Source organism: Pseudomonas sp. GNP013 (assembly GCF_054343995.1).
Genome location: NZ_JBTGUT010000001.1, coordinates 3,426,547 through 3,451,047, shown reverse-complemented (window position 1 = coordinate 3,451,047; position 24,501 = coordinate 3,426,547). Strand labels below are relative to the sequence as shown.

At 55.8% G+C, this 24,501-nt stretch carries 19 protein-coding genes; all 19 read left to right on the top strand.

Going from position 1 to position 24,501, the window contains the following annotated elements:
- Nucleotides 1–181 precede the first annotated feature (181 nt).
- The 19 genes from serC (at nucleotide 182) to ACXX81_RS14910 (ending at nucleotide 24,446) form a co-directional block, all read left to right on the top strand.
- Nucleotides 182–1,267, top strand: coding sequence for a 3-phosphoserine/phosphohydroxythreonine transaminase (serC, locus tag ACXX81_RS15000; RefSeq protein ID WP_209980367.1), 1,086 nt, complete (start codon nucleotides 182–184; stop codon nucleotides 1,265–1,267).
- Nucleotides 1,267–2,361, top strand: a complete 1,095-nt coding sequence (pheA, locus tag ACXX81_RS14995; RefSeq protein ID WP_458571963.1) for a prephenate dehydratase — start codon at nucleotides 1,267–1,269, stop codon at nucleotides 2,359–2,361. Before serC ends, pheA begins: the two co-directional genes overlap by 1 nt.
- Before the next feature lie 9 nt (nucleotides 2,362–2,370).
- Nucleotides 2,371–3,483: a histidinol-phosphate transaminase gene (hisC, locus tag ACXX81_RS14990; RefSeq protein WP_458571962.1), complete on the top strand. Its 1,113-nt coding sequence runs from the start codon at nucleotides 2,371–2,373 to the stop codon at nucleotides 3,481–3,483.
- A gap of 28 nt (nucleotides 3,484–3,511) precedes the next feature.
- Nucleotides 3,512–5,722: a bifunctional prephenate dehydrogenase/3-phosphoshikimate 1-carboxyvinyltransferase gene (locus ACXX81_RS14985; protein ID WP_458572595.1), complete on the top strand. Its 2,211-nt coding sequence runs from the start codon at nucleotides 3,512–3,514 to the stop codon at nucleotides 5,720–5,722.
- Nucleotides 5,719–6,408, top strand: coding sequence for a (d)CMP kinase (gene cmk / locus ACXX81_RS14980; protein ID WP_012722932.1), 690 nt, complete (start codon nucleotides 5,719–5,721; stop codon nucleotides 6,406–6,408). The genes ACXX81_RS14985 and cmk overlap by 4 nt, the downstream gene beginning before the upstream one ends.
- Nucleotides 6,409–6,527: 119 nt before the next feature.
- On the top strand, nucleotides 6,528–8,222 hold the full coding sequence (gene rpsA, locus ACXX81_RS14975; RefSeq protein WP_322213015.1) for a 30S ribosomal protein S1: 1,695 nt from the start codon (nucleotides 6,528–6,530) through the stop codon (nucleotides 8,220–8,222).
- A gap of 160 nt (nucleotides 8,223–8,382) precedes the next feature.
- Complete coding sequence (locus ACXX81_RS14970; protein WP_458571961.1) at nucleotides 8,383–8,667, top strand: hypothetical protein; 285 nt, start codon at nucleotides 8,383–8,385, stop codon at nucleotides 8,665–8,667.
- A gap of 130 nt (nucleotides 8,668–8,797) precedes the next feature.
- The gene (gene ihfB, locus ACXX81_RS14965) at nucleotides 8,798–9,094 is read left to right on the top strand and encodes an integration host factor subunit beta (protein WP_003189779.1); all 297 of its coding nucleotides are present in this window, start codon (nucleotides 8,798–8,800) and stop codon (nucleotides 9,092–9,094) included.
- A 24-nt stretch (nucleotides 9,095–9,118) separates the two neighbouring features.
- Nucleotides 9,119–9,361 (top strand): lipopolysaccharide assembly protein LapA domain-containing protein, encoded by a 243-nt coding sequence (locus tag ACXX81_RS14960; protein WP_458571960.1) that lies wholly within the window; start codon nucleotides 9,119–9,121, stop codon nucleotides 9,359–9,361.
- Nucleotides 9,362–9,781: 420 nt separating this feature from the next.
- A complete protein-coding gene (locus ACXX81_RS14955; protein WP_458571959.1) occupies nucleotides 9,782–11,125 on the top strand; it encodes a Wzz/FepE/Etk N-terminal domain-containing protein in 1,344 nt (447 codons plus the stop codon).
- A gap of 458 nt (nucleotides 11,126–11,583) precedes the next feature.
- Nucleotides 11,584–12,861, top strand: coding sequence for a Vi polysaccharide biosynthesis UDP-N-acetylglucosamine C-6 dehydrogenase TviB (gene tviB, locus ACXX81_RS14950; protein WP_209980379.1), 1,278 nt, complete (start codon nucleotides 11,584–11,586; stop codon nucleotides 12,859–12,861).
- A gap of 44 nt (nucleotides 12,862–12,905) precedes the next feature.
- Nucleotides 12,906–13,931, top strand: a complete 1,026-nt coding sequence (locus ACXX81_RS14945) for an NAD-dependent epimerase/dehydratase family protein (protein ID WP_458571958.1) — start codon at nucleotides 12,906–12,908, stop codon at nucleotides 13,929–13,931.
- 283 nt (nucleotides 13,932–14,214) lie between these two features.
- Complete coding sequence (gene asnB / locus ACXX81_RS14940) at nucleotides 14,215–16,101, top strand: asparagine synthase (glutamine-hydrolyzing) (protein ID WP_458571957.1); 1,887 nt, start codon at nucleotides 14,215–14,217, stop codon at nucleotides 16,099–16,101.
- Nucleotides 16,098–17,240: a glycosyltransferase family 4 protein gene (locus ACXX81_RS14935; protein WP_209980389.1), complete on the top strand. Its 1,143-nt coding sequence runs from the start codon at nucleotides 16,098–16,100 to the stop codon at nucleotides 17,238–17,240. The genes asnB (ACXX81_RS14940) and ACXX81_RS14935 overlap by 4 nt, the downstream gene beginning before the upstream one ends.
- On the top strand, nucleotides 17,241–19,196 hold the full coding sequence (gene asnB / locus ACXX81_RS14930) for an asparagine synthase (glutamine-hydrolyzing) (protein WP_458571956.1): 1,956 nt from the start codon (nucleotides 17,241–17,243) through the stop codon (nucleotides 19,194–19,196).
- Complete coding sequence (locus tag ACXX81_RS14925; RefSeq protein WP_209980394.1) at nucleotides 19,196–20,326, top strand: glycosyltransferase family 4 protein; 1,131 nt, start codon at nucleotides 19,196–19,198, stop codon at nucleotides 20,324–20,326. The genes asnB (ACXX81_RS14930) and ACXX81_RS14925 overlap by 1 nt, the downstream gene beginning before the upstream one ends.
- The gene (locus ACXX81_RS14920; protein WP_209980396.1) at nucleotides 20,323–21,285 is read left to right on the top strand and encodes a UDP-glucose 4-epimerase family protein; all 963 of its coding nucleotides are present in this window, start codon (nucleotides 20,323–20,325) and stop codon (nucleotides 21,283–21,285) included. Before ACXX81_RS14925 ends, ACXX81_RS14920 begins: the two co-directional genes overlap by 4 nt.
- 45 nt (nucleotides 21,286–21,330) lie before the next feature.
- Nucleotides 21,331–22,365, top strand: coding sequence for an MraY family glycosyltransferase (locus ACXX81_RS14915; protein ID WP_458571955.1), 1,035 nt, complete (start codon nucleotides 21,331–21,333; stop codon nucleotides 22,363–22,365).
- A gap of 86 nt (nucleotides 22,366–22,451) precedes the next feature.
- Nucleotides 22,452–24,446 carry a polysaccharide biosynthesis protein gene (locus tag ACXX81_RS14910; RefSeq protein ID WP_209980401.1) on the top strand — a complete coding sequence of 665 codons (1,995 nt, stop codon included), beginning with the start codon at nucleotides 22,452–22,454 and terminating at the stop codon, nucleotides 24,444–24,446.
- Nucleotides 24,447–24,501: the final 55 nt, after the last annotated feature.

The window sequence follows — 24,501 nt, the reverse complement described above, 5'->3', positions numbered from 1 at the left end:
ATCCTTGGTCTGGCACCGATCCCTGTGGGAGCTGGCTTGCCTGCGATAGCATCACCGCGGTATCACTGGAACCACCGCAGTGCCTGTATCGCAGGCAAGCCCGCTCCCACCAGGGTTCGCTCCAGCGAAAGGTTGTTGCCGAACATGATTGCAGCCCCACCAGATCAGAGTGAGATTGGATGTGAGCAAGAGAGCCTATAACTTCTGTGCCGGTCCCGCGGCGCTTCCTGAAGCAGTCCTGCAACGCGCGCAGGGTGAACTCCTCGACTGGCATGGAAAAGGCCTCTCCGTGATGGAAATGAGCCATCGCAGCGATGAGTTCGTCTCCATCGCCACCAAGGCCGAGCAGGACCTGCGCGACCTGCTGGGCATCCCTTCAAACTACAAGGTGCTGTTCCTGCAAGGCGGTGCCAGTCAGCAGTTCGCCCAGATCCCGCTGAACCTGCTGCCCGAAGGCGGCACGGCCGACTACATCGACACCGGCATCTGGGGGCAGAAGGCGATTGAAGAGGCCTCCCGTTACGGCAACGTCAATGTGGCAGGCACCGCCAAGCCCTACGACTACTTCGCTATTCCTGGTCAGAACGAGTGGAAGCTGACGAAGGATGCGGCCTACGTGCACTACGTGGCGAACGAAACCATCGGTGGCCTGCAATTCGACTGGGTGCCTGAAGTGGGCGACGTCCCGCTGGTGTGTGACATGTCCTCGGATATTCTTTCGCGCCCGATCGATGTGTCGCGCTACGGCATGATCTACGCCGGTGCACAGAAGAACATCGGCCCGAGCGGCATCCTGGTCAACATCATCCGTGAAGACCTGCTGGGCCGCGCCCGTGCGGTGTGCCCGACGATGCTCAACTACAAGGTCGCAGCCGACAACGGCTCGATGTACAACACCCCGCCGGCATTCGCCTGGTACCTCTCGGGCCTGGTGTTCGAGTGGCTGAAAGAGCAGGGCGGTGTCGCTGCCATGGGCAAGCTCAACGAAGAGAAAAAGCGCGTCCTGTACGACTTCATCGACGCCAGCGGCCTCTACAGCAACCCGATCAACCTCGGCAACCGCTCGTGGATGAACGTGCCGTTCCGCCTGGCTGACGACCGCCTGGACAAACCGTTCCTGGCCGGTGCCGACGCGCGCGGCCTGCTGAATCTCAAGGGCCACCGCTCGGTGGGTGGCATGCGCGCCTCCATCTACAACGCTGTGGACATCCACGCGATCAACGCGCTGGTTGCCTACATGGCAGAGTTCGAAAAGGAACACGGCTAATGTCTGAGCAAGAACTCAAGGCCCTGCGGGTCCGCATCGATAGCCTGGACGAGAAAGTCCTGGAACTGATCAGTGAGCGTGCGCGCTGCGCCCAGGAAGTGGCGCGGGTGAAGATGGCTGAACTGGCCGAAGGCGAGGTGCCGGTGTTCTATCGGCCCGAGCGTGAAGCGGCGGTGCTCAAGCGTGTGATGGAGCGCAACAGGGGCCCATTGGGCAACGAAGAGATGGCGCGGTTGTTCCGCGAAATCATGTCCTCGTGCCTGGCCCTCGAGCAGCCGCTGAAAGTGGCTTACCTCGGCCCTGAAGGTACGTTCACCCAGGCGGCGGCCATGAAGCATTTCGGCCACGCCGTGATCAGCAAGCCGATGGCGGCCATCGATGAAGTGTTCCGTGAAGTGGCGGCCGGTGCGGTGAATTTTGGCGTGGTGCCGGTGGAAAACTCCACTGAAGGCGCGGTCAATCACACCCTCGACAGCTTCCTCGAGCACGACATGGTGATCTGCGGCGAAGTCGAGCTGCGCATTCACCATCACCTGCTGGTGGGCGAAAACACCAAGACCGACAGCATCAGCCGTATCTACTCTCACGCTCAGTCCCTGGCCCAGTGCCGCAAGTGGCTGGATGCCTATTACCCGAATGTCGAGCGCGTGGCAGTGTCGAGCAACGCCGAGGCCGCCAAGCGGGTCAAGGGTGAGTGGAATTCGGCGGCGATCGCCGGTGACATGGCTGCGGGCCTTTACGGGCTGACGCGCCTGGCCGAAAAGATCGAGGACCGCCCGGACAACTCCACGCGGTTCCTGATGATCGGCAGTCAGGAAGTGCCGCCGACCGGCGACGACAAGACTTCGATCATCGTGTCCATGAGCAACAAGCCAGGCGCCCTGCATGAACTGCTGGTGCCGTTCCACGACAACGGGATTGACCTGACGCGCATCGAGACGCGTCCTTCGCGCAGCGGTAAATGGACCTATGTGTTCTTTATCGACTTCATCGGCCATCACCGCGACCCGCTGGTCAAGGGCGTGCTCGAGAAGATCAGTCAGGAAGCGGTAGCACTCAAGGTGCTCGGCTCTTACCCGAAAGCGGTTTTGTGAGGCTTTGACATGAGTGGCAACTTCCTCGCCCTGGCGCAGCCGGGCGTGCAACAACTCTCGCCGTACGTGCCGGGCAAGCCTGTGGACGAACTGGCGCGTGAGTTGAACCTGGACCCTTCGAAGATCGTCAAGCTGGCGAGTAACGAAAACCCGCTGGGCCCGAGCCCCAAGGTGCTGGCGGCGATTCGTGAAGAGCTGGCCGAGTTGACCCGTTATCCGGATGGCAACGGCTTTGCGCTGAAGTCGCTGCTGGCGCAAAACTGCGCTGTGGAACTTAACCAGGTGACCCTGGGCAACGGCTCCAACGACATTCTTGAGCTGGTCGGTCGTGCCTACCTGGCGCCCGGCCTGAATGCGGTGTTCAGCGAGCATGCGTTTGCGGTCTACCCCATCGTGACCCAGGCCGTTGGCGCCGATGCGCGGATAATTCCGGCCAGGGATTGGGGCCATGACCTGCCGGCAATGCTCGCGGCCATCGACGCGCAGACGCGCGTGGTGTTTATCGCCAACCCGAACAACCCCACCGGCACCTGGTTTGATGCCCAGGCGTTGAATGACTTCCTGCGAGACGTGCCCGAGCACGTGCTGGTGGTGCTCGACGAAGCCTATATCGAGTACGCCGAAGGCGGCGAGTTGCCAAACGGCCTCGACTTTCTGGCGACCTACCCGAACCTGCTGGTGTCGCGCACCTTCTCCAAGGCCTATGGCCTGGCGTCGTTGCGCGTTGGCTACGGCCTGTCGACGGCGGTGGTGGCGGATGTGCTGAACCGCGTGCGCCAGCCCTTCAACGTCAACAGCCTCGCCCTCGCGGCAGCCTGCGCGGCGGTTAAGGACACCGAGTACCTGGAGGAAGGTCGTCGCATCAATGAACGCGGCATGCTGCAACTGCAGCAAGGTTTCCGTGAATTGGGCCTGGGCTGGATTCCGTCCAAGGGCAATTTTATCTGCGTCGACCTCGGCCAGGTGGCCGCCCCGGTATTCCAGGGCCTGCTGCGCGAAGGCGTGATCGTGCGCCCGGTGGCCAACTACGGCATGCCGAACCACCTGCGTATCACCATAGGCCTGCCAGCCGAGAACAGCCGCTTCCTTGAGGCGCTGGCTAAGGTTCTCGCTCGTGGTTGATGTCACTGCATTGCAACCTGCTGTGCCTATGATCGGTCGCCTGGTGGTGGTCGGCCTGGGGTTGATCGGTGGTTCCTTCGCCAAAGGCCTGCGTGAAAGCGGGCTGTGCGGCGAAGTGGTTGGTGTGGACCTGGACCCGCAATCGCGCACGCTGGCGGTTGAGCTGGGCGTGGTCGACCGCTGTGAAGCGGACCTGGCCCTGGCTTGCCAGGGCGCGGATGTGATCCAGCTGGCGGTGCCGATCCTCGCGATGGAAAAGCTGCTTGGGGTATTGGCCGGCATGGACCTGGGCCAGGCGATTCTCACCGACGTCGGCAGTGCCAAAGGCAATGTGGTGCGCGCGGCGCAACAGGCGTTTGGCGGCATGCCGGCGCGTTTTGTGCCGGGCCACCCGATTGCCGGCTCCGAGCAGAGCGGGGTGGAAGCCTCGAATGCGCAGTTGTTTCGTCGGCACAAAGTGATTCTGACGCCGTTGGTGCAAACCGATCCGGCGGCGCTGGCCGTGGTTGATCGTCTGTGGCGCGAGCTGGGGGCGGATGTCGAGCATATGCAGGTCGAGCGTCACGACGAAGTGCTGGCGGCGACCAGTCACCTGCCGCATCTGCTGGCGTTTGGTCTGGTGGATTCGCTGGCCAAACGCAACGAAAACCTGGAGATCTTCCGCTACGCCGCTGGCGGCTTCCGTGATTTCACGCGGATTGCCGGCAGCGACCCGGTGATGTGGCACGACATCTTTCTCGCCAATCGCGAAGCGGTGTTGCGCACCCTGGATACCTTCCGCAGCGACCTCGACGCCTTGCGCGACGCGGTCGATGCCGGAGATGGTCATCAGTTACTGGGCGTGTTCACGCGTGCGCGGGTGGCGCGTGAGCACTTCAGCAAGATCCTGGCGCGCCGGGCCTATATGGAAACCGCTGTGAGCGCTGATGGGGTGGTCTTCGTGGCCAGCCCGGGTGGTCGCTTGAGTGGGCGCATCCGTGTGCCTGGCGACAAGTCGATCTCCCATCGCTCGATCATGCTGGGCTCGTTGGCCGAGGGGGTCACCGAAGTGGAAGGTTTCCTGGAGGGCGAGGATGCCCTGGCGACCTTGCAGGCGTTTCGTGACATGGGCGTCGTTATCGAAGGTCCGCACCATGGGCGCGTAACGATCCATGGCGTCGGTCTGCAGGGGCTGAAGGCGCCACCGGGGCCGATCTACCTCGGCAACTCCGGCACCTCGATGCGCCTGCTCGCCGGGTTGCTCGCGGCGCAGCGTTTTGACAGCGTATTGACCGGCGATGCTTCGCTGTCCCGGCGCCCGATGAGTCGTGTGGTCCAGCCGCTGCGGGAAATGGGGGCGGTGATTGAGACGGGGCCTGAAGGGCGTCCGCCGTTGAGCATTCGTGGTGGTCAGTCGTTGAAAGGGTTGAATTACACGCTGCCGATGGCCAGTGCCCAGGTCAAATCCAGTCTGCTGCTGGCGGGGTTGTACGCCGAAGGCAAGACCGCTGTGACCGAGCCTGCGCCGACCCGTGATCATACCGAGCGCCTGTTGCGCGGGTTTGGTTGCCCGGTGGCGGTGGAGGGCGCGACCGCTTCGGTGGAGTCGGGCCATGTGCTCAGCGCAGCGCATATAGAAGTGCCCGGGGATATCTCCTCGGCGGCGTTTTTCCTGGTGGCAGCTTCGCTTGCCGACGGGGCCGAGCTGCTGCTGGAGCATGTCGGCATTAACCCGACGCGCACCGGCGTGATTGATATCCTGCGATTGATGGGCGCTGATATCAGCCTGGAAAACCAGCGTGAGGTGGGCGGTGAGCCTGTCGCGGATCTGCGCGTGCGTTCGGCTGCATTGAAGGGGATCGAAATTCCCGAGGCGCTGGTTCCGTTGGCGATTGATGAGTTTCCGGTGTTGTTTGTCGCGGCAGCCTGCGCTGAAGGTAGAACGGTGCTGCGCGGTGCTCAGGAGCTGCGCGTGAAGGAATCCGACCGCATTCAGGTTATGGCCGATGGTCTGCTGATGCTCGGGGTGAAGTGTGAACCTACCGCCGATGGGATTATCATCGACGGCGGCCCGTTAAGCGGCGGCGAGGTGCAGGCCCATGCAGACCACCGGATTGCCATGGCCTTCAGCGTGGCTGGCCTGCGAGCGGCGGCGCCGATTCGTATCCATGACTGTGCCAATGTAGCGACGTCTTTTCCGAATTTTCTTACCCTGTGTGCCCACGTCGGCATGCGTGTTGCCCAAGAGGCTCAATTGTGAATATCAAAGCACCGGTGATTACCATCGACGGGCCAAGCGGCTCGGGCAAAGGCACTATCGCCGGCATCCTGGCCAAGCGCCTGGGCTGGTGCCTGCTGGACTCCGGCGCGCTGTATCGCCTGCTGGCGTTTGCCGCACGCAACCATGGCGTCGACCTTACCAACGAAGAATCCCTGAAACTGCTGGCGGCACATCTTGACGTGCAGTTCGTCGGCGCGACCGAAGGGCATCCGCAGCGCATCATCCTTGAAGGTGATGATGTGACCGATGACCTGCGTAACGAGCAGGTTGGCTCATGGGCGTCCCAGGTCGCCGCGCTGCCGGCGGTGCGTGATGCGTTGCTGCAGCGTCAGCGTGCATTCCAGGAGCCGCCAGGCCTGGTGGCGGATGGCCGCGACATGGGCACCGTGGTGTTTCCTGAGGCGCCGCTGAAGATTTTCCTGACCGCCAGTGCCGAGGAGCGTGCGCGCCGCCGTTACTTGCAGTTGAAGGGCAAAGTCGATGGTGTTAGTCTGTCGAGTCTGCTAGATGAGATCCGTGCACGCGATGAGCGTGATACCCAGCGTGCGGTAGCCCCGCTCAAGCCGGCGGCTGACGCCATACAGCTGGATTCCACGGAGCTTTCCATCGAGCAGGTGCTGGAACGCATCATGAGTGAGATCGCCATTCGCGATATCGCCGGGTGACCAAGAAGGCTGCAGGGGACCAGTCAAAGTCCTGCGGTGCTTCTTCTAAATGAAACTGACCCATACCGTCTGGGGTGTGGAGATGGGCGTATTCTTCGCCCTTATCAACAGGAATTAAAATGAGCGAAAGCTTTGCGGAACTCTTTGAAGAAAGCCTAAAAACCCTGAACCTTCAGGCAGGCTCCATCATCACCGGTGTTATCGTTGATATCGATTACCAAGCTCGCTGGGTAACCGTTCACGCTGGTCTGAAGTCTGAAGCTCTGATCCCGCTGGAACAGTTCTACAACGATGCTGGCGAGCTGAACATCAACGTCGGTGACGAAGTTCACGTTGCTCTGGACTCGGTTGAAGACGGTTTCGGTGAAACCAAGCTGTCCCGTGAAAAAGCCAAGCGCGCTGAATGCTGGATTGTTCTCGAAGCAGCCTTCGCAGCTGAAGAAGTGGTCAAGGGCGTTATCAACGGTAAGGTTAAAGGCGGCTTCACTGTCGACGTTAACGGCATCCGTGCGTTCCTGCCAGGTTCTTTGGTCGACGTTCGTCCAGTGCGCGACACCACGCACCTGGAAGGCAAGGAACTCGAATTCAAGGTCATCAAGCTCGACCAGAAGCGCAACAACGTTGTTGTTTCCCGTCGCAGCGTCCTGGAAGCAGAGAACTCCGCCGAGCGTGAAGCTCTGCTGGAATCCCTGCAGGAAGGCCAACAAGTCAAAGGTATTGTCAAGAACCTCACCGATTACGGCGCATTCGTCGATCTGGGTGGCGTCGATGGCCTGCTGCACATTACCGACATGGCCTGGAAGCGTATCAAGCATCCTTCCGAAATCGTCAACGTTGGCGACGAGATCGATGTCAAGGTTCTGAAATACGATCGCGAACGCAACCGTGTTTCCCTGGGCCTGAAGCAACTGGGTGAAGATCCATGGGTTGCTATCAAAGCGCGTTACCCGGAAAGCACCCGCGTGACCGCGCGTGTAACCAACCTGACCGACTACGGCTGCTTCGCTGAGCTGGAAGAAGGCGTGGAAGGCCTGGTACACGTTTCCGAAATGGACTGGACCAACAAGAACATCCATCCTTCGAAAGTCGTACAAGTCGGCGACGAAGTGGAAGTTATGGTTCTGGACATCGACGAAGAGCGTCGTCGTATCTCCCTGGGTATCAAGCAGTGCAAATCCAACCCATGGGAAGATTTCTCCGGCCAGTTCAACAAGGGCGATAAGATCTCCGGCACCATCAAGTCGATCACCGATTTCGGTATCTTCATTGGTCTGGACGGCGGCATCGACGGCCTGGTTCACCTGTCCGACATCTCCTGGAACGAAGTCGGCGAAGAAGCTGTTCGTCGTTTCAAGAAGGGCGACGAGCTGGACACCGTTATCCTGTCGGTTGACCCAGAGCGCGAGCGCATCTCCCTGGGTATCAAGCAACTGGAAAGCGACCCGTTCTCTGAATTCGTTCAGGACAACGACAAAGGCGCAATCGTTAAAGGCATCGTGAAAGAAGTTGACGCTAAAGGCGCCATCATCACGTTGGCCGACGATATCGAAGCGACTCTGAAAGCCTCCGAAATCAGCCGTGACCGCGTTGAAGACGCGCGCAACGTTCTGAAAGAAGGCCAGGAAGTAGAAGCCAAGATCATCAGCGTTGACCGCAAGAGCCGTGTAATCCAGCTCTCCATCAAGTCGAAAGACGATGCTGAAGAGAAAGAAGCAATCCAGAGCCTGCGCGACAAGCCAGCTACCTCTGAAATTGCTGCTGGTCCTACCACTCTGGGCGACCTGCTGCGTGCACAAATGGAAAAACAGAACTAAGTTCTGTCAGACCATAGAAAAAGGGCGGCTTCGGTCGCCCTTTTTTGTGCCTGAAATTCGTTGAATCATCCTTGTAGAGCTCTGGTCTACAGGTCGGTGTCAGAACTGACTATAGTCATTGTAAAAGCGCTCTCGGCGTTTTGTTTCAATAAGGATTTGAATGAACAGGCTTATTTTGGTGCTCGTATTGGTGATGCTGTCAGGCTGTTCCGTCACCAGCGCAAAAACGCACGTCAAGCGCGGTGTGAGTGGGATAGAGATCGACTGCTCGGGCCTTGGCGGTAATTGGGATAAGTGTGAGAAGCGCGCTGCTCGCGAATGCAAGATGCAGGGCTATAAGGTGATCACGCGGTCCAGCGACGCGAAGGATGAAGAGGGCGATTACTTGTTTGGTTGGAATCCTGCCGGCGCAGTCACTCGAACGATGTTGGTCATCTGTAAATGACCCACCGCGGTGCCCATCAGGCAGCGGTATTAACCTGCACATAAGTATTGCGTGGGCTGTTCAAATTCATCAAGTCATGCTAAAACCTTCGGAGCGCTTTTCCTAGCTGCTTGAAAAAGAAGGGAAAAATATGACGAAGTCGGAGTTGATCGAACGAATTGTCACCCATCAAGGGCTGCTCTCATCCAAGGATGTTGAGCTGGCTATCAAGACTATGCTTGAGCAAATGTCCCAGTGTCTGGCCACCGGCGATCGCATCGAGATCCGTGGCTTCGGCAGTTTCTCCCTGCACTACCGCGCGCCCCGCGTTGGCCGCAATCCAAAGACAGGCCAATCCGTCAGCCTCGACGGTAAATTCGTCCCTCACTTCAAGCCGGGCAAAGAGTTGCGTGACCGGGTGAACGAAGAAGAGGAAGAAGGCGTCTGAGTGTTTTTGAGGTAGGAGAAGGTTATGCGTGGGGTTAAGCGCGCTGTTGCGGTATTTGCGGTACTGATCGTTGCTTTGATAGTCCTGGCGTTTGTATTGGAAAATCAGCAGGGCGTATCGCTTTCGTTTCTAGGGCAGGCTACTAGGGAGCTGCCTGTTTCGGTGTTTGTTGTGGTGGCGTTGATTGTTGGGATGGTGATAGGGCCGTTGCTGGGTGTTTTGGTAGGGCGTCGTCATCGCAGGTCTATGGCAGGCGGGCGAAGCTGAAGTCTGCTCTCGCTTGTTTGGATTGGACTGAGTAAAGGGTCATGACCGCCTGTCAGAAAATATCGTTTGCGGGTAAGTCCAGGTCCCCAGGCGCTTTTCTACTTGGGAGTGCCTAGAGGCTTGGGGTTTCGTTAAATCATTGGCTGTGATCTGTCAGATCCGAAACTCTCTTTCCGCCTCATTGTCACCCAGCATGACTGATATTGGTTTTTTTGGCGTTGTAGGTAAAGGCCTACAGACATGTCAAGTCTTGTAATAAACCAGAGAGATGGCAAAATGAAATCTGTTCTCGATAACAGGCAGTTTGTGCGCTCGGAATTTGGCAGAGACGCTCGGTTCAGGCGGTCATCCAATTAGAACAAACACACAATTTGTCTGCATAACGAGCCCGCAGTTTCTTCTTGAAGGCAGGTTTTTGTTGTGAGTAGTAGTCTTCGCGTCATTCCGGTACCCCCTGCGGAAAAATTCGGCCTTGAAATGCTTTTTCATGGGCTCTGGCAAAATAAGGTTCTAATTTTTGCCGTCGTCGTGCTTGCCGGCGCTCTGTCGGCTGTTTACGCCTTTTTAGTTACTCCAGAATATCAAGTGACCAGCGTCCTGCGCCCTGCCGCAATTAACGAACTGGACGCTTTGAATCGGTCTGAAGTTTATACGCTTCCACCGGCGCAGGCGTTGATTAAAGTGGGGGAGGCGCTTGAGTCTTACGATATTCGTCTTGGTTTCTTTCGCTCGCATCAAAATCTGTTCAAGGCTTTCTCACGCCCAGGGAGAACATTGGAGCAGAGTTTTGAGGAGTTCAACAAAAATTCAATAAATCTTGAAGTTCCGGATCCCAAGAAATCGGACGAATTAAGCAACTATATTAAGCTTGAAATGACCTATCCCAAGGGGATAGATGGGGTATCTATTCTCAATGGGTTTGTCGAATACGCAATTAATGCGCAGCGGCAGCAGATTGCTGCTGACTTGAGTGTAATTGTTAAAAATCGATTAACGGAAATTGAAGGAAAGTTGAGCGCGGCTCGCTCAAGTTACGAAATGGATAAAGAGGCCAAAATTGCAAAGTTGGCCGAGAAAGATGTGCTTCGTCGTGCTCAATTGCAAGATGAGCTCAAGGCACTGCGCGCTCAGCTAAAGGCCGCTCGTAGCGATCGACTGGCGCTGTTGGGTGAATCCATTGCAATTGCTAAATCACTTGGAATACAAAAACCATCTACGCTATCGTCATTAGGTGATAGAAGCAATAATCGGTCATCCAGCGTCATTCGTACCGAAATCAATAATCAGCAACTCCCTCTGTACTTCATGGGGGTCGAGGCGCTGGAGGCAGAGCGTAGCGCTCTGCTACAGCGTAAGAGTGATGACTTTACCGATGTCCGTATCGCGCAAATCGCCAAGGACCTTCAATTGCTGCAGTCTAATCGCGAGATTGAATTGCTGAACAATCGTAAAAACGAAGATTTGTTTTTGAGTAATGTCGCGCCTCTTCGGGGGGAGCAGGCCCGGCTCCGTAGTCTGAATCTTGATATGGCGCAGTTGAAATTGGTCGTCATAGATAAGCTGGCGCTCGAGCCGATTAAGCCGATTAAACCAAAAAAGGCTCTTATTCTGCTGTCTGGTCTTATTATGGGCGGGGTCCTCGGTGTTTTGATCGCCCTGGCGCGTTCGCTGCTGTTAATTAAGCGTAGCGCCGCAGTTGGTAGGTCATCTCACTCACCGCCTGTACACGCAGAGGTAGAAAAAGTGAGCGGTAGGCTGATATGAGGTTACCAGGCGCGCTGGCTTCAGGTGTTGATTTGCTGACCTGAAGCCAAAACGCTCACACATTCATGGTGCCGGTAGCATATCTGGCTTTGGCAGATACATGTGGTGCGGTTTATGTTCTGCTGGCGCTTATTTGGTGAAGCATCTCGTAGTATTATGCTTACCAAACGTCCTCGCTCAAGGGTGTAGCGGGTTTACGCTGTTTTTGCAGGTGTTGACTTTTGAACGGTTAAGCTCGGCTAAACCATCCGGGTACAGGCATGGCAAAGTGATATTGGCTTGAGCGATCAATCAGTTGGCGCGCAGAAAGCGCCAGCAAGCAGCTGGAGATTTCTTGCCGGTGGGCGAGCTCAGCTTGCGGGGGACCTGCTGTCAGAGGTCTTGATTCACGGGGATGTTGAAGTATTCAGCGCTGAAGATGGTTCAGTGAAATTTTATTTTATTATTAGGCTTTAATTATGCAAAAACTGGAAGATATTAAGCTCGCCATTATAGGTCTTGGATATGTTGGCCTGCCCCTCGCGGTGGAGTTTGGCAAGCATCGGACGGTGGTTGGGTTTGACATCAACCAGCCGCGTATCCAGGCCTTGAGAGCCGGGCACGACTCCACGCTGGAAGTGAGCGATGAGGAGTTGAAGCAGGCCGGTAAGCTCAGCTTCAGTTTTAATCTGGACGAATTGTCCAGCTGCAATACGTTTGTGGTGACAGTGCCTACGCCGATTGATGAGTACAACCAACCAGACCTTACGCCACTGATCAAGGCATCAGAAAGTATCGGTAAGGTGCTGAAGAAAGGCGACCTGGTTATTTATGAGTCGACCGTCTATCCCGGCGCAACTGAAGAAGACTGTGTGCCCGTCCTTGAGAAATTTTCCGGATTAAAATTCAACGTCGATTTCTTTGCCGGATACAGCCCTGAGCGTATTAATCCGGGAGACAAGGAGCATCGTGTCACTACCATCAAGAAGGTGACTTCTGGATCCACACCTGAGATCGCCGATCTGGTGGATGCTCTTTACAACCAGATCATCATTGCGGGCACGCACAAGGCAAGCAGCATTAAAGTTGCCGAAGCGGCGAAAGTTATTGAAAACACCCAGCGTGACTTAAACATCGCTCTGATCAATGAGCTGGCCATTATTTTCAATAAAATGGGTATTGATACGGAGTCAGTGCTCCAGGCTGCGGGCACGAAATGGAATTTCCTGCCATTCCGGCCAGGCTTGGTGGGCGGGCACTGCATCGGCGTCGACCCCTACTACCTGACTCACAAGGCTCAATCCATCGGCTATCACCCCGAAATCATTCTTGCGGGACGCCGTCTCAATGACGGAATGGGCGCGTATGTGGTCTCCCAGTTGGTAAAAACGATGGTTAAGCGCCGTATTCATGTCGATGGCGCTCGTGTATTGATTATGGGCCTGGCGTTCAAGGAAAACTGCCCGGACCTGCGTAACACGCGAATCGTGGATATTGTCAATGAGTTGAAAGAGTACAACATTGCAGTGGATATTTATGATCCATGGGTCAGCCCTGAAGAGGCCAACCATGAATATGGCATAACGCCTATTGCCGAACCGGGCACTGATGTCTATGACGGTATTGTGCTGGCCGTTGCGCATAATGAATTCAAGGCTCTGGGCGCTGAAAAAATTCGCAAGTTTGGTAAGGCTGAGCATGTTCTCTACGATCTGAAATACCTGCTGAGCCGTGAAGAGTCTGATATTCGTTTGTAATTTTATTTATGCGTTCTATTTTTCAATAAACGAAGAGCCAATTTATGTCCCGCTATGAAACGCTCCTGGAAACACTCAAGACTTCACCTGAAACGTGGTTGATCACTGGAGTGGCTGGATTTATTGGCTCCAATTTATTGGAGACTTTGCTTGGCCTGAATCAAGTTGTTGTCGGCCTTGACAACTTTGCGACGGGCCATCAGCGCAATCTCGATGAGGTTAAAGGTACGGTCACTGCGCAGCAGTGGGCTCGTTTTAGCTTCATCGAAGGTGACATCAAGGTATTGGATGACTGTCAGCGCGCATGTGGAGGGGTGGATTACGTATTGCACCAGGCGGCGCTTGGGTCGGTACCACGATCCCTCAATGATCCAATCGCTACGAATGCTACCAATATTGATGGGTTCCTTAACATGTTGGTGGCGGCCAGGGATGCGCAAGTAAAAAGTTTCACTTACGCTGCCAGTAGTTCTACTTACGGAGATCACCCGGGTTTGCCGAAAGTGGAAGACGTTATTGGCAAACCACTCTCCCCGTACGCAGTTACCAAATATGTCAACGAGCTCTACGCGGAAGTATTCGCTAGGTGTTATGGTTTTGAAACCATCGGTCTGCGTTACTTTAACGTGTTTGGTAAGCGTCAGGATCCGGAGGGTGCCTATGCTGCGGTGATCCCTAAATGGGCCGCTTCCATGATTAAGAATCAAGAGGTTTTTATTAATGGAGACGGCGAAACCAGCAGGGATTTCTGCTTTATCGAGAACACAGTTCAAGCCAATCTGCTGGCCGCTACCGTGACTGAGTCCGCAGCGCGAAATCAAGTTTATAACGTCGCGGTCAGCGGGCGTACCGACCTTAATATGCTGTTTTCTGCGCTACGCCAGTCGTTGTCGCAGCACGGTATAAGTTATGAAAAATCGCCCGTGTATCGTGATTTTCGTGCAGGCGATGTTCGGCATTCTCAGGCTGATATCGGAAAGATAAAAACGCTGTTGGGCTATGAGCCGAAGTTTGATATTCAGCAGGGTATTACGAAAGCAATGGGCTGGTATTCGACTTTTCTGAAGTAATGGTTGCTTGCCTTATTTTCGGAGTGTCTCAGGCGCCCAATCTAGGGGCGCTCGAGCCTTTTGTTTTATTGTGCCTGCGGGCGGCTCACCGAAGAAGTCAGCGTCGATGAGTGCTGTACGCCCATTTATTTCTAATGAAATTTCAAAGGTTTTTTATTTTGTTAACGATAGGTCGTCCCCTGCTTTAGTTGTTCACGGCATACGATGCTGGTGACATCCTGAGACTGCTTGGGATATCTCGTAAGCTAGGATCGCGATTAAATACGTTCAGGGGAATTGAGGCATGTGTGGGTTTTCTGGTTTCTTCGCATCAGCCCCTCTGGGTGATGGCGCAAATGACATCCTGGCGGCGATGGGTAACGCGATTTACAACCGCGGCCCCGATGATGCCGGAACATGGTCGGACGCATCACTTGGAATAGGCCTGTCGCACCGTCGGCTTGCAATTGTCGATCTTTCAGCCGCGGGCCATCAGCCCATGCATTCTTCCAGCGGGCGCTACGTCATGGCGTTCAATGGCGAGATTTATAACCACCTTTCGTTGCGCAGCCTCCTCACCACCGAGTACGGCGAAACCTGGCGTGGGCACTCGGATACAGAAACCTTACTGGCCTGCTTCGAGCAATGGGGCGTGGAGAAAACCCTGCAGGCGACGGTAGGAATGTTTGCCATTGCGTTATGGGACACGCAGGAGCGCCAGTTGATACTGGCCCGCGATCGATTGGGAGAGAAACCGCTGTATTGGGGCTGGCATAACGATGTTCTGTTATTTGGATCGGAACTCAAGGCGCTTAAGGTACACCCGGCCTTTTCGGCCAATATCGATCGCGATGCTCTGGCACTGTACCTGAGGCACAATTATGTTCCGGCGCCGTACAGTATTTATCAGGGTATTGAAAAACTCGCGCCTGGACATTACGTCGCGATCTCGCTTGGGCAAAAGCGAGCGTCCGTCGATTTGATTCCATTCTGGTCTTTCAATGCTGCTGTAAAGGCCGGTCTCGGCAATCCACTGCAAGCCGATAGCAAGACTGTAGTGGACACGCTCGAGACCCAGCTTGATCAGAGTATTGGCATGCAAATGCTCGCCGATGTCCCATTGGGCGCGTTCTTGAGCGGCGGCGTCGATAGCAGCTTGATCGTGTCACTCATGCAGAAGCAAAGCTCGCGCCCGGTGAAAACCTTCACGATAGGTTTCAGCGAAGATGGTTTTAACGAAGCGGAGCATGCGCTCGCAGTTTCTCGCCACCTGCATACCGAACACAGTGAAATTTATATTCAAGCCAAGGATGCGCTGAATATCATTCCAGACTTGCCGCGCATCTATTGCGAACCGTTTGCCGACAGTTCGCAAATACCTACCTTCCTTGTCAGCCAAATGGCGCGTGAGCATGTCACCGTTACGTTGAGCGGTGATGCAGGTGATGAACTGTTTGGCGGGTATAACCCTTACCAGTTTGCGCCGCGCATATGGAGCAAGGTCAGCAAAGTACCAAGCGGGCTGCGCCACGTGGCGGCGAGTTCGTTGAAGCAGTTACCGCTTAAAGGCAGGGCTGAAAAACTGGTTGATATTCTTGATTGTCGTAATCGCGAGGACTTCTATTGCCAGCTTGTCAGCCATTGGAAGACGCCCTCGAACGCGGTAATCAGTGGAAATGAAGGCCCGACATTGCTCAACACGCCAGCCAAATGGCCGGCTGTGACGGGCTTTGAAGAGTGGATGATGGCAATGGATGCTCAGACCTACATGGTCGACGATATCCTTGTAAAGGTGGATCGCGCTGCCATGGCTAACAGTCTGGAGACACGCGTTCCGTTGCTCGATCATCGTGTTGTCGAGTTGGCATGGCGTATACCTCTGGATATGAAAATTCGTGGAGGGGTCGGTAAATGGGCGTTGAAAGAGGTTCTATACCGCCACGTTCCACGCGCGTTGATAGAACGACCAAAAAAAGGTTTTTCCATTCCGATTGCGGCCTGGTTGCGCGGGCCTCTCAGAGAGTGGTCGGAAGTGTTGCTGAATGAAAAACGTCTACAGCAAGAAGGATTTTTTCATCCATCGGTAATCCGAAGGGTGTGGGAGCAACATCTGAGCGGCCGGGCCGACCATTCGAGCAAGCTGTGGGGTGTATTGATGTTTCAAGCTTGGCTGGAGGAACAGGGACGTTGAAAGTAGCCCATATCATCGTTGGTCTGCATATTGGCGGTGCGGAGTTGATGCTGCTGCGCCTGTGTGAATCATTCAAGGCGCGTGGTGAGGATGAGCATCGCGTGATCTCCCTGACCGACCTGGGTGAAGTGGGGGTGCGGCTTCGAGCCAGCGGCATTGCCGTCGAAACCCTGCATATGCGCGGCAAGTGGGACTTGCTGGGCGTTACTATCAAGTTGGTCAGTGATCTTCGTCGGCAGAAGCCCGATATCGTGCAAACCTGGATGTACCACTCTGATCTCGTTGGAGGCATAGCAGCGCGTCTGGTCGGAGTGAGAGGTGTCATATGGGGCGTCAGGACTACGGATGTAAGCAGCGGCGGGGGCAAGGCCACGATTATCATTCGAAAACTGTGTGCGTGGCTCTCCAGATCCATCCCTGACGTGATTGTCTGCGCTGCACAAGCATCGCGAAAAACCCATGTTGAAGTCGGCTATGCGCCGGATCGAATGACGGTCATACCTAATGGCTTTGATCTTGCGCGACTGGTAGCCACACCCTCGGAGCGTGACGCCATTCGAGAAGCTCATGGCATTGGGCGTGATGAGCTTGTGATCGGCAGTCTCGGCCGTTTCAACGCGGTCAAGGACCACGCCAACTTTGTAAAAGCCGCAGGCATGGTTGCTGGTCAGTTTGCGAACGTCAGGTTTCTGATGGTAGGGCGCGATGTTGATCAGAATAATGCAGCGCTGATGGCCGATATTGCTTCCACCGGTCACGCAGATCGGTTTGTCCTGCTCGGTGAGCGTAAGGACGTTGCTGCCTGTTTCAAAGCCATGGATATTTTTTGCCTGCATTCATTCACCGAAGGCTTCCCCAACGTTCTTGGCGAAGCCATGAGTATGGCATTGCCTTGCGTCACCACCGATGTGGGCGATGCAGCATTCCTGTTGGGTGGATTGGGTCCGGTAGTGCCTGCACAGAATGCTCGGCGGCTATCCGAAGCATTCGTCTCGGTACTTTCTGCAACAGCGTCAGAGCGTGCCGCGATGGGGCAGAGCGTTTATAAGCGCATCGCCGAAAATTTCACAATGAAATGTACCGAGTATCAATACAAAGACCTATATCATCGCTTTCTTTCGAATCAGGGTGCCCAGTAAATGTGTGGTTTGAGCGGTATTTTCAGCTCGCGTAACGGCGAACTCGAGGCTGTTGTTCGGTTGATGAACACGTCGCTCACCCATCGAGGCCCGGACGACTCCGGTGTGTGGATCGACGGGAATGTGGGAATCGCTTTGGGGCATCGGCGTCTTGCAATTGTTGACCTTTCTGAAGCTGGTCATCAACCGATGCATTCCAGTTGCGGACGATTTGTCATCGTCTTCAACGGCGAGATCTATAACCATGCCGAACTGCGGCAAGCGTTGCACGACGATGGTCTTATCTCGACGGGCCTGAAAGGCCATTCGGACACCGAAGTGCTTCTGGCCGGGCTTGCAAGCTGGGGCGTTGAAAAGACTTTGAGTGCGTCGGTGGGCATGTTCGCGTTCGCGCTGTGGGATCGGCAAGAGCAGGTCTTGACGCTGGGCCGTGATCGTATGGGCGAGAAGCCGCTTTATTATGGCTGGCAGGATGACATCTTGCTCTTCGGCTCGGAGCTCAAAGCCATCAAGGCGTTTCCGGCGTTTCGCGCGGAAATTGACCGCAATGCGTTGACGCTGCTGCTTCGTCACAATTGCATTCCGGCCCCTTACAGCATTTACAAGGGCATCGCCAAGCTTCAGAGCGGTCATTATGTTGTCCTGCCTCTTACTGATCTCTCAGCTGCGAAAGCTGCCATTGCTCAGCCTTACTGGCGCCTTAATGACGCAGTGGCCAAAGGTCTTGCTGACCCGTTCACCGGCAGCCCCGATGCGGCGACTGATTTGCTCGAGGCTCAATTGCGGTCGAGCATTGGTCAGCAAATGCTGGCCGATGTACCGGTGGGCGCTTTCCTGAGCGGGGGCGTGGACAGCAGCGCGGTTGTGGCCCTGATGCAAACACAGAGCACCCAGCCGGTACGCACGTTCACCATCGGCTTCGATGAGGGAGGGTTCGACGAGGCGGTACATGCCAAGGCTGTGTCCAGGCACCTGGGCACCCAGCACACTGAGCTGTATGTACGTCCTCAGGACGCTGCAGCGGTAATACCGCGCCTGTCTTCCATGTATTGCGAACCTTTCAGCGATAGCTCGCAGATTCCCACCTTCCTTGTCAGTCAACTGGCCAGCCAACAATTGAAGGTTGTACTCAGTGGGGACGGCGGTGACGAATTGTTCGGTGGCTACAACCGGTACCTGAGCGCAAAAAAGATATGGTCGAAGATGCAGCATGTGCCGTCGTTCGCGCGACAGGCCAGCGCGAGCCTTTTACGATCGGTATCTCCCACCACGTGGGACAGTCTTTTCAACTTGGCAAAGCCGCTGCTTCCCAGCAGGTTTCATGTGAGCGGGCCTGGGGACAAGGCGCACAAACTGGCCAACGTGTTGAAGCTGGCGGACGGGCATGAATTCTACCTTCAACTGAACAGCCATTGGAGCGATCCGGCCAGCGTTGTCATCGGCGGTGAAGAGCCTGCGACAATGTTTACCGACGCATCCCGCTGGCCGAAGACCGATTCTTTCGAGCATTGGATGATGGCGATGGATGCTCAGACCTATATGTCGGATGACATCATGGTCAAGCTGGATCGGGCCTCCATGGCGGCGAGCATAGAAGGGCGTGTTCCCATGCTCGACCACCGAGTGGTCGAATTGGCGTGGCGTATGCCGCTTGATCTGAAAATCCGTAATGGTCAGGGGAAATGGCTGTTGCGTCAGGTCCTTTATCGCCACGTCCCGAAAGAGCTGATCGAGCGTCCCAAGCAAGGGTTTGGTATCCCGCTGGGTGAGTGGTTGCGCGGTTCTTTGCGCGAATGGGCCGAATCCCTCCTTGATGAAGCTCGCCTGGTCCGGGATGGCTACTTTCGGCCTGAGCCCATCAGGAAAATGTGGAGCGAGCATCTTCAGGGGCGAGGTAATTGGCAGTCTCACCTGTGGACCATCCTTATGTTCCAGGCGTGGTTGGATGAGCAGTGATGATTAAAACGTTGTTGTTTATAGTCAATGATCCGGGATTTTTTCTGTCCCATCGTCTGGCTGTTGCCAAAGGTGCGCAGGCGGCTGGCTATAAGGTTCATGTCGCCTGCATGCCAGGTGCTGCGGTTGCTGCAATCACGGCACAGGGTTTTGAGTTTCATCCTCTGCCGCTATCGCGCAGTGGCCGCAATCCGTTGGCGGAGCTGGGGCTGATGTTCACCATCTGGAAGTTGTTATGGCGCTTGAAGCCAGATGTGCTTCACCTGGTGACCATCAAGCCGGTCCTTTATGGCGGCGTTGCTGCGCGCTTCGCTCCCGTTAAAGGCGTCGTCACGGCCATCTCCGGGTTGGGTTTCGTGTTTCTTTCCAAGGGCACCAAGGCTGCGCTGGTTCGGCGTCTGGTCAGTGCTTTTTATCGCCTGGCGTTGGGTAAGCGTAATCTGCGCTCGATCTTTCAAAACCCTGACGACCGAGACCTGTTGCTGGCGATGGGCGGGCTTACCGAGGCCAAGGTTGTGATGATTCGTGGCTCGGGTGTCGATCTGGCACTTTATGCGCACGTTCCAGAACCTCAGGGGCTACCTGTAGTCTGTCTCGCTGCGCGGCTTTTGCGCGATAAAGGCGTGGTGGAGTATGTTGAGGCTGCCAGGATATTGGCCAAGCGCGGGGTACAAGCCCGCTTTCAATTGATTGGCGATGTCGACCCTGGTAACCCTGCCACAGTCACCAGGGCTGAACTGGATGCGTGGCGCCAGGAGGGTATTGTCGAGTTGCTGGGATATCGCGACGATATTGCGCAACTGTTTTCAGACGCCAATATCGTAACCTTGCCCTCCTACCGTGAAGGGCTGCCGAAGGTGCTGGTTGAAGCTGCCGCCTGTGGTCGAGCTGTGGTTACCACCGATGTTCCCGGCTGTCGTGACGCAATTGACCCCGGCGTCACCGGGCTGCTGGTGCCGGTACGGGATGCACACGCGTTGGCCGATCAACTGCAACTGCTCATTGAAGATCCGGCGCTGCGGCGTCAGATGGGCGCTGCGGGTCGAGAACTGGCGGTACAGGCGTTTGCGATCGAAAAAATCGTGGAACAACATCTTGAGGTCTATCGTCAGTTGGAGCACACGGCTTGAATCATCAACACACATACTTCGTCACGGGTGCCAGCGGCTTCGTAGGTTCGGCAGTGGTCGAACGGCTGTCCTCGATGGCAGGTTGCACGGTGATGGCTCTGATTCGTCGCGATGGTGTTGCACTGCCGGCAACGGTCTCCCCGGTGAGAGCCGGCCCGGATTATCTGGCTGGCGAACCGCTTCCTCTTTGCGGTGTTGACGTTCTGGTGCACTGCGCTGCACGCGTTCACGTAATGTCCGATGCTTCCAGCGATCCGCTGACCGAATATCGCAAGGTCAACGTGGTGGGCACCTTGAAGCTGGCTGAACAAGCTGCGCAAGCGGGTGTGAAACGCTTTGTGTTCATCAGTTCGATAAAGGTCAACGGCGAGGGCACGCGTCCAGGGCAGCCTTACACCGCAGATGACGTCCCGGCTCCAGGTGATCCTTATGGCGTTTCCAAGATGGAAGCCGAGCAGCAACTTCGGTTACTGGCGCAGAACACGGGCATGGAAGTCGTCATAATTCGTCCGGTGCTCGTTTATGGTCCAGGGGTCAAGGCCAATTTTCGCAGCATGATGAGTTGGCTGAACAAAGGTGTCGTGCTGCCTCTGGGCGCCATTGGCAACCAGCGCAGCCTGGTCGCACTGGATAACCTGGTGGACCTTATCGTAACTTGCATGACCCATCCGGCTGCGGCTGGCCAGACGTTTCTGGCCAGTGACGGTGAAGACCTCTCGACCACCCAGTTGCTCAGGCGCATGGGGGCGGCGCTGGGTAAGCCGGCACGACTGCTGCCGGTGCCAGCCATGCTGCTGGAGTGGGGGGCGGCATTGATTGGTCGCAAGTCTATCGGCCAGCGGCTGTGCGGGTCTTTACAAGTCGATATTACAAAGGCACGGGATCTGCTGGGGTGGGTGCCGCCCATGTCTGTTTCCGAAGCACTGAAAAAGACGGCGGCAAGTTTCAAGGAAGTTTGATTTAGAAGGAGGGTCCGTTCCCCGGACCGCCAATTGGAGCTGTGGATGATTCACTTATTGTGGCTTGCGCCCGTTGTGGCGGCCCTTGCACTTCTGCTTACCTGGATCCTGCGACGCTATGCGTTGGCAAACAGCATGATCGATATACCCAATGCCCGTAGCTCCCACTCCATTCCCACCCCCCGCGGGGGCGGTGTGGCGATCGTGTTGAGCTTCCTGATCGCACTGCCGATCCTGTATCTGGGAGACGAGATTTCACGCTCGGTTACATGGGCTTTGATGGGGGCGGGCGCTGCCATTGCGATCCTTGGGTTTCTCGATGATCACGGGCATGTCGCAGCAAGATGGCGTCTACTTGGCCATTTTGGTGCGTCCATCTGGGCACTTTTCTGGCTGGGCGGACTCCCTCCCATCAGCTTGCCTGGCATGGTCGTTGACCTCGGGTGGTTGGGTCACATACTCGCTGCGTTTTACCTAGTGTGGTTGCTCAACCTCTACAACTTCATGGACGGCATTGATGGGCTCGCCAGTATCGAAGCGTTGTGCGTCTGCCTGGGCGCCTGCCTGATCTATGCAGCGACGGGGAATCAGGCGCTCATCTGGGCTCCATTATTGTTGAGCATGGCAGTCCTGGGCTTTCTTTACTGGAACTTTCCGCCGGCGCGTATTTTCATGGGCGATGCTGGCAGTGGCTTTCTCGGCATCATCCTGGGCATATTTTCGCTGCAGGCAGCGTGGCAGGATATGGCATTTTTATGGGTGTGGTTGATACTGCTTGGCGTATTCGTTGTAGACGCCACCTTCACGCTTATCAGGCGCCTGCTGCGCGGCGACAAGGTTTATGAAGCTCATCGCAGTCATGCCTATCAATTCGCCTCACGTCAGGTTGGCCGACATTTGCCTATCACCCTGGCGGTGCTCGCGATTAATTTATTATGGTTGATACCTATCGCACTTTCTGTGGCTTTATTGGGTCTCAATGGTTTGGCGGGTTTGCTTATCGCCTATATACCGCTGGTGCTGCTGGCTATCAAATACCGTGCGGGTGAGTTGGAAAAAACCGTCTCACCTTCGGCGTAATTCGCTTACAGAACAATAAGGCCATTCAAGTGTTCAATGCCGGTCATGCAGAGCAGGTCAGGAGCGTTAGAGGTGTTTAAAGGGTTATGAGTAAAATTCGATCTTACCTGCTGGCGCTTCCTCGCAGGCGCAAACGCATCCTGCAGGTCATCACAGATATCCTCCTGGTCTGGCTCGCCCTGTGGATGGCGTTTGTCGTGCGCCTAGGGGTGGATGACATGATCAACCCGGTGGCCCTTCACCAATGGTTGTTCCTCTGCGCTCCGGTTGTCGCTATTCCACTGTTCGTGCGTTTTGGCATGTACCGTGCTGTCATGCGGTACTTTGGCAACGACGCCCTGATTGCGATCATCAAGGCCGTCAGTCTTTCATCTTTGATTCTAGGTGTAGTGGTTTACTGGTACAGCAATCACCAGAACGTGGTGCCACGTTCCATCATCTTCAATTATTGGTGGCTTAGCTTGATCATGGTTGGCGGATTGCGTCTGGCCATGCGGCAGTACTTTCTGGGCGACTGGTTCGCTGCGGCTCAGCACGTGCCGTTCACCAGCCGTGACGACGGCTTGCCGCGGGTCGCGATCTACGGTGCAGGCGCGGCGGGCAACCAATTGGTGGCTGCGTTGCGCATGGGCCGAGTCATGCGTCCTGTCGCTTTTATCGACGACGATGACAGCATCTCTGATCGTGTCATCTCCGGGCTGCAAGTGTATAAACCCCGGCACATTCAACGCATGATCGACGCGACGGGCGCGCAGGAAATCCTGCTGGCAATTCCGTCTTCCAATCGTGGCAGGCGCCGCGAAATTCTCGGCTTCCTTGAAGGTTTCCCACTGCATGTACGCAGCGTCCCCGGCTTCATGGACCTCGCAAGCGGCCGTGTAAAGGTAGACGACATTCAGGAAGTGGATATTGCCGACCTGCTGGGGCGCGACGCCGTGCCGGCCCAGGAGGAGCTTCTGGAACACTGCATCAAGGGGCAGTCCGTGCTGGTCACAGGGGCGGGAGGTTCGATCGGTTCCGAACTCTGCCGACAGATCCTGTCACTGCAGCCCACCACCTTGTTGTTGTTCGAGCATAGTGAGTTCAACCTCTACAGCATTTTGTCGGAGCTCGAACAACGGATCGTTCGTGAATCGTTGCCGGTTCGTGTATTGCCCATACTCGGGTCAATACGCAATGAGGCGAAGTTGCTCGACATCATGAAAACCTGGAGCGTGGACACGGTTTACCACGCAGCCGCCTACAAGCACGTACCGATGGTCGAGCACAATATTGCCGAAGGTGTGCTTAATAATGTGATCGGTACCTTGAACACTGCCCAGGCTGCTCTGCAGGCCGGCGTGTTGAACTTCGTACTGATTTCAACCGATAAGGCGGTTCGCCCAACTAACGTGATGGGCAGCACCAAACGCCTCGCCGAACTGACACTGCAGGCCCTCAGTCGTGAACTGGCGCCGGTGTTGTTTGGTGACAGTGCCAATGTATCGCGCGTCAACAAGACCCGGTTCACCATGGTTCGCTTTGGTAATGTTCTAGGGTCGTCGGGATCGGTGATTCCGTTGTTCCACAAGCAGATCAAATCCGGCGGGCCGCTGACGGTCACTCACCCGAAGATCACGCGCTATTTCATGACTATTCCCGAGGCCGCCCAACTGGTGATCCAGGCTGGCTCCATGGGGCTTGGCGGAGATGTGTTCGTACTTGACATGGGGGAGCCGGTAAAGATTACCGAACTGGCGGAAAAGATGATTCATCTCTCCGGTCTTAGCGTTCGGTCCGAAAAAAATCCCCTCGGTGACATCGCGATTGAATTCACGGGATTGCGTCCTGGTGAAAAGCTTTACGAGGAGTTACTGATTGGTGACAACGTCGTTGCCACCCAGCACCCGATGATCATGAGTGCCAACGAAGATCACCTCTCCTGGGATCTGCTCAAGGATATGCTGACGCAACTGCTTGCCGCCGTTGAACAGCACGATTACACGCGCGTGCGTCAGCTCCTGAGGGACACCGTGAGCGGCTATTCCCCGGACGGCGAAATTGTCGATTGGATCTATCAGCAACGCCGCTTGGAACCCTGAGAAAACACCTTGTTACTCAGCCATTTTTGACGTTCTCCAAAGATCTTCTAATTTG